Source organism: Rhodovulum sp. BSW8, assembly GCF_003314725.1.
Taxonomy (GTDB): Bacteria; Pseudomonadota; Alphaproteobacteria; order Rhodobacterales; family Rhodobacteraceae; genus Rhodovulum; species Rhodovulum visakhapatnamense.
In genome coordinates this window covers 62,043-68,396 of the sequence record NZ_QNVX01000027.1, presented here as the reverse complement: position 1 = coordinate 68,396, position 6,354 = coordinate 62,043, and the positions used below count along the sequence as shown (strand labels likewise).

Below are 6,354 nucleotides of genomic sequence, written 5' to 3'. Positions count from 1 at the left end.
GGCTTGCTCGTCCCATCCGTCCAACCGCGGGGAGTCGTGGTGTGAATCCTTCACGGCGGGCGTTCTGCAACAATGCCCCATGGAGGTCCCGAAGAGGACATGTCGGATGCCGAGTTCCGCGAATGCGGCCGGAACCGGATCGCCGGGGACAAGCTGCCGATCTGGGCCGGGATGTGCGCGACCAAGGCGGTGTTGGCGGGCGACGGCGACGACGTTTCGGCGATCTGCCGCGTGCGGGGCGTCGCGCGCGGCTTTGGATCGGGCGCCTGGGGCACCGCCTGCGAGAAGACCGGGACCTGAGCGAACCACCCACGGCCGGGGGGCGCGGGTCCGTCGCGCCTTCGGCTTCAAGGCGATGCGCGCGGCCCGGCCGGGCCTGACAGCAAGGGGGATTGTGGATGAGACCTGATCGGCTTTGCCGCGCGCTGCTGCCGATGCCGGGCATTCTGGCCGCCACCGCCCCCCTTTCCGCCACTGAGGCCGGAGCCGATCGACGACAGCGACCGCGCGGTCCATGCGCGCCGGGCGGGACCCGGCGCATGGGCGAACCCGGGGGCTTTGCCTTTTCCGACGGGACCGAGGTCGATCTGTCAGGCCAGGCGCGCCCGGCCGTTGCCCAAGGGGGACGGTCGCTCGTGGGCTGCGGGCGGTCGGCGCTGGGGGCGGTAACTGCCGCCGCGCCCCGGGCGAGGCCGGGATCGATCCGGTGGCCGGGGACGGCAGCCCCGACCGGGCGCGCCGTGCTGGAAAGCCCTGCCACGGGCGGCTAGGCTGCGCCCGGGACAGGCCGCGGCAAGAGGGAGGCACGGCATGGGCGGGGCGCTGGGACTGGATCTGGGAACCTCGGGGCTGCGCGCCCTGCTGATCGACGCGGCCGGGCAGCCGGTCGGCGCGTCCGAGCGCGCCTGTGGGGTCGCGCATCCCCATCCGGGCTGGTCCGAACAGGACCCGGCCGACTGGATCGCGGCGCTTGAGGCCGCGATCGCCGATCTGGCGGCCCGCTTTCCCGAAGCGATGGCGCGCGTGCGCGGCATCGGCGTTTCGGGGCATATGCACGGGGCCACGCTGCTCGATGCGGCGATGACCCCGATCCGGCCCTGCATCCTCTGGAACGACACCCGCAGCCATGCCGAGGCGGCACGGCTCGACGCGCTGCCGGGGATGCGCGAGACCTCGGGCAATATCGTCTTTCCGGGCTTCACCGCGCCCAAGCTCGACTGGGTGCGCCGCCATGAACCCGAGGCCTTCGCGCGGGTGGCCAAGGTGCTGCTGCCTGCGGCCTTCCTGAACCTCTATCTGACGGGCCGGGCGGTCGCCGACATGTCCGACAGCGCCGGGACCTCGTGGTTCGATACCGGGCGGCGCGACTGGTCGGATGCGCTGCTGGAGGCCGGACACATGCGCCGCGACCAGATGCCCGAGCTGGTCGAGGGCTCGGACCCGGCGGGCACGCTGCGCCCCGAGCTGGCCGCGCGCTGGGGCATTGCGCCCGGTGCCGTGGTCGCGGGCGGCGCGGGCGACAACGCGGCTGCGGCCTGCGGCACCGGCGCACTGGCCGAGGGGCAGGGCTTCGTGTCGCTCGGGACCTCGGGCGTGCTGCTGGCCGCACGGGACGGCTACCGGCCCGACCCGGGCAACGCGCTGCATACCTTCTGCCATGCGGTGCCGGGGCGGTGGTACCAGATGGGGGTGATCCTGTCGGCGACCGACAGTCTGAACTGGCTGGCGCAGATCTCGGGCCAGAGCCCGGCCGACCTGACCCGTGCCCTGGGCGAGGCGTTGAAGGCGCCGGGGCGGGTGCGCTTCCTGCCCTATCTGTCGGGCGAGCGCACGCCCCATAACGATGCGGCGATCCGCGGCGCCTTCACCGGGCTCGGGGCCGAGACCGGGCTGCCGGATCTCACGCGCGCGGTGCTGGAGGGCGTGGCCTTCGCGCTGCGCGATTGCGCCGAGGCGCTGCGGGGTGCGGGGGCGGATCTGGGCCATCTGCTGGCCATCGGCGGCGGCGCGCGGTCGGACTACTGGCTGCGGCTGATCGCGACGGTGCTGGGCGTGCCCTTGCAGGTGCCGGCCGGGGGCGAGCTTGGCGCAGCCCTCGGGGCCGCGCGTCTGGGCCGGGTGGCGGCCAGCGGGGCCGCGCCCGAAACCGAGATGACCCCGCCTGCCATTGCCCGCACCGTGGCGCCCGAGCCCGCGCTGGCCGACGCTTTCGACGAGGCCTATCGAGGCTTCCGCGCGGCCTATCCCGGGCTGAAGGCGATCCAGTAAGGCCGGGCGTGGTCAGGCGGTCAGCACGCCTGCAAGACCTTCCAGCATCGCCAGGCATTGGGCCAGCTGCTTGCGGCTGACATATTCGTCGGGCTTGTGCGCCTGGGCGATGGACCCCGGGCCGCAGACCGCGGCGGCGCAGCCAAGGCTCTGGAAAAGCCCCGCCTCGGTCGAGAAAGGCACCGCCTCGGCCCGGCTCTGGCCGGTCAGCCCGGCCAGAAGCGCGCGCGCCGCGCTGTGGGGCATCGGCTCGAGCCCGACCACCTCGCCCACCACATGGGTCCGGATATCGGCCTCGGGGGCGACGGCGCGCATCGCGGGCAGAAGCGACGCCACCTCGCAGGCCATGGCCGCCTTGGCATGGGCGATGTCGTCGGCCTGCACGGGCCGCATCTCCCAGGCGATCTCGGCCCGGCCGGGGATGACGTTATGCACATGCCCGCCCGAGATCCGGCCCAGATTGATCGTGGTCCAGGGCGGCTCGAACGGGCTGTCCTCGGGGGCGCGGGCCTTCAGCTCGTCGGCCAGTGCCAGCAGCCGCCCGGCATAGCGCACCGCCGCCTCGGCCGCGTTGACGCCCGCGGGCGGGTTCGACCCGTGCCCCTCGCGGCCGTGAAATTCGACCGTGTATTCGCAGCAGCCCTTGTGCGCCTCGACGATGCGCATCTCGGTCGGCTCGCCGACAATGGCGATGCCCGGGCGCAGGTCGCGCGCGGCCAGCTCGGCCACCAGCGCCTGGCCGCCCAGACAGCCGACCTCTTCGTCATGGGTAAAGGCGAAATGCAGCGGCCGTTTCAGGTCGAGCCCGGCATAGACCGGCGCCATGGCCAGGCAGGCGGCGATGAACCCCTTCATGTCGCAGGTGCCGCGCCCGTAAAGCCGCCCGCTGGCCTCGTGCAGGGTGAACGGGTCTGTCGACCAGTCCTGATCGGCGACCGGCACCACGTCGGTATGGCCCGACAACACGATGCCGCCATCGGTGTTGCGCGGCCCCAGCGTTGCGAAGAGGTTCGCCTTGTGCCCGGTCGCGTCGTGGAAAAGGTCCACCCGTGCGCCCAGATCGCCCAGAAGCGCGGCGATATGGACGATCATTTCAAGGTTCGAGTCCGACGAGACGGTGGGAAAGGCCACCAGATCGGCGAGGATCGCGCAGGTATCGTCAAGCCGGGTCATCAGGGTTTCACATAGAGCTTGCGCGGGCGGTTGCACAGGGTCTCGGCCGGGCCGTCCTCGCGGATCAGGATCGACTCGGTGATCTCGAGCCCCCAGTTCTCCATCCAGAGGCCCGGCATGAAATGGAAGGTCATGCCCGGCTCCAGCAGGGTGTCGTCCTCCTCGCGCAGCGAGATCGTGCGCTCGCCCCAGTCGGGCGGATAGCTGAGCCCGACCGGATAGCCGCAGCGCGCGCCGCGCCGGATGCCCGCCCGTTCCAGGGGCGCGGCCAGCGCATTGGCGATGTCGCAGGCGCGGTTGCCGGCCTTCGCGGCCCAAAGCCCGGCCTCGATCCCCTCGATCAGCGCGGCTTCGGCGGCGCGCATGTAATCGGGCGGCTCGCCCAGGAAGATCGTCCGGCAGAAGGGCGCGTGATAGCGCCGGTAACAGCCCGAGATTTCGAAGAAGGTGGCCTCGCCGCTTTCGAAGGGCCGCCCGTCCCAGGTCAGATGCGAGGCCGAGGCATCCTTGCCCGAGGGCAGAAGCGGCACGATGGCCGGATAGTCGCCCCAGTCGCCATTGCCCGCCAGCGCGTCGCGGTAAAGATCGGCCACCAGTTCGTTCTTGGGCAGGCCCGGCTCGATCCGGTCCAGAACCCCGTCGATCATCCGTTCGGAAATCGAGGCGGCGCGGCGCATGAAGTCGAGTTCCTCGCCCGATTTGACCGTGCGCTGCCAGTTCACCAGCGCGGTTGCATCGACCAGATACGCCTCGGGCAGGGCATCGCGCAGCGTCACATAAGCCTTGGCCGAGAAATAGTAATTCTCCATCTCGACCCCGATCCGCCGGGCGCCATAGCCCAGATCGCGCAGAAGCTCGGCCAGGTTCTGCATCGGGTGGCGTTCGGTCGACTGCACATAGGCGTCGGAATAATGGGTGATATGCGCGCCCGCCATCCAGACCGTGCGCACCGCGCCGTTCGCGTCCATCTGGCGGCCCCACCACATCGGGTCGGCGTCGTGAAAGACCAGAACCCCCTGATGCACATAGAACGACCAGCCGTCATAACCCGTCAGCCAGGCCATGTTCGAGGGGTCCTCGACAAAGAGGATGTCGATGCCCTTTTCCGCCATCGCCCGGCGCACCAGCCCCAGCCGCCGCCCGTATTCGGGCAGGGAAAAGGGCGCGCGGCCCTCGGCGGCATAGCCGAACTGGACGATTTCTTCGGTCATGGGCGGATGGCTCCTCGCGGCAGGCCGCCGCCGGACGGGCCGGGGCGGAGAGGGGAAGGGGGGCGATGCGCCCGATCAGACAGAAGCCGGTTTTCCCCGTCAAGGGCCGAGCCTTGGCGCCCCCCGGCAACACATGACCGACGGCGCGTTCTGCCGCCTTTCCGGGCGGCGGGGTAGAGACCCGGTCCCGCTTGGGGTAGGGATGGGACGAGTGGGGGCCACGCATGCCCCGGACCGAAACGCATCGGCCGTCCGCGCCTGCGGCGCCGGTGCCGGAAGAAAGGACACCGCGTATGCTGAAAAACGACATGCTCGAACAGTGGGATCGGGAGAGCTTTTTCCACCCCTCCACCCATCTGGCGCAGTTCGCGCGCGGCGAGGCCCCGGAACGGGTGATCGCGGGCGGGCAGGGCGTCTTCATCGAGGATCGCGACGGCACGCGCCTGCTGGACGCCTTCGCGGGGCTTTACTGCGTGAATGTGGGCTACGGGCGAACCGAGATCGCCGAGGCCATCGCCGAACAGGCGCGCCAGCTGTCCTACTACCATGCCTATGTGGGGCATGGCACCGAGGCCTCGATCACGCTGGCCAAGATGGTCATGGACCGCGCGCCCGATCACATGTCCAAGGTCTATTTCGGGCTCGGCGGGTCGGATGCCAACGAGACCAACATCAAGCTTGTCTGGTATTACAACAACGTGCTCGGCCGGCCCGAGAAGAAGAAGATCATCAGCCGCTGGCGGGGCTATCACGGCTCGGGGCTGATGACGGGCTCGCTGACCGGGCTTGCGGGCTTCCACAACAAATTCGACCTGCCGCTGGCGCCCATCCTGCATACCGAGGCGCCCTATTACTTTCGCCGCCCCGATCTGGACATGTCCGAGGCCGATTTCGTCGCCCATTGCGCGGCCGAGCTCGAGGCGCTGATCGCGCGTGAAGGCGCCGACACCATCGCCGCCTTCATCGGCGAGCCGGTGCTGGGCACGGGCGGCATCGTGCCGCCGCCCGCAGGCTATTGGGACGCGATCCAGCCGATCCTGCAAAAGCACGACATCCTGCTGATCGTCGATGAGGTCGTCACCGGCTTCGGCCGTCTGGGCGAGATGTTCGGGTCACTGAAATACGGGCTGAAACCGGATCTCATCACCATCGCCAAGGGCCTGACCTCGGCCTATGCGCCGCTGTCGGGGTCGATCGTGTCGGACCGGATGTGGACGGTTCTGGAACAGGGCACCGATGAATTCGGCCCCATCGGCCATGGCTGGACCTATTCGGCGCATCCCATCGGCGCGGCCGCCGGTGTCGCCAACCTCAAGCTGATCGACGATCTGGGGCTGGTGAAGAACGCGGCCGAAACCGGCGGCTATTTCGTCACTGCGATGCAGACCGCGCTGAGCGAGCACGCCCATGTCGGCGACATTCGCGGCGAGGGGATGCTGTGTGCGGTCGAGCTGGTCGAGGACAAGGGCTCGCGGACCTTCTACGACCCGCCGGGCAAGGTCGCGGGCGCCGTGGTGGCCGCGATGCTGAAAGAGGGCGTGATCGCGCGGGCGATGCCGCAGGGCGACATCGTCGGCTTTGCCCCGCCGCTGTGCCTGACCCGCGACGAGGCCGACCGGGTGGTCGACGTGACCGCGCGCGCCGTCGCCTCGGTTCTGGGCTAGGCAACCCGCGACGCCCGTGTCCGGCGCCCGGCAAGGGG

Annotated in this window: 4 protein-coding genes and 1 pseudogene; 3 read left to right on the top strand and 2 right to left on the bottom strand. The window is 70.2% G+C overall.

All coding sequences use genetic code 11. From position 1 onward, the window contains the following. Positions 1-81: 81 nt before the first annotated feature. Both DSD19_RS12465 and xylB read left to right on the top strand, forming a co-directional pair. A pseudogene (locus DSD19_RS12465) lies at positions 82-300 on the top strand (formate dehydrogenase); the annotation flags it as partial. Between the two features lie 510 nt (positions 301-810). Next, complete coding sequence (xylB, locus tag DSD19_RS12460) at positions 811-2,268, top strand: xylulokinase (protein WP_113669817.1); 1,458 nt, start codon at positions 811-813, stop codon at positions 2,266-2,268. Positions 2,269-2,280: 12 nt separating this feature from the next. Here xylB and argE read toward each other — a convergent pair whose 3' ends face one another. Continuing rightward, positions 2,281-3,441 carry an acetylornithine deacetylase gene (gene argE / locus DSD19_RS12455; protein WP_113669816.1) on the bottom strand — a complete coding sequence of 387 codons (1,161 nt, stop codon included), beginning with the start codon at positions 3,439-3,441 and terminating at the stop codon, positions 2,281-2,283. After that, a complete protein-coding gene (locus tag DSD19_RS12450) occupies positions 3,441-4,652 on the bottom strand; it encodes a M24 family metallopeptidase (RefSeq protein WP_113669815.1) in 1,212 nt (403 codons plus the stop codon). The genes argE and DSD19_RS12450 overlap by 1 nt, the downstream gene beginning before the upstream one ends. Positions 4,653-4,945: 293 nt before the next feature. On the opposite strand from DSD19_RS12450, the gene DSD19_RS12445 reads away from it, so the two are divergent. Beyond that, positions 4,946-6,316: an aspartate aminotransferase family protein gene (locus tag DSD19_RS12445; RefSeq protein ID WP_113669814.1), complete on the top strand. Its 1,371-nt coding sequence runs from the start codon at positions 4,946-4,948 to the stop codon at positions 6,314-6,316. Positions 6,317-6,354 lie beyond the last annotated feature (38 nt).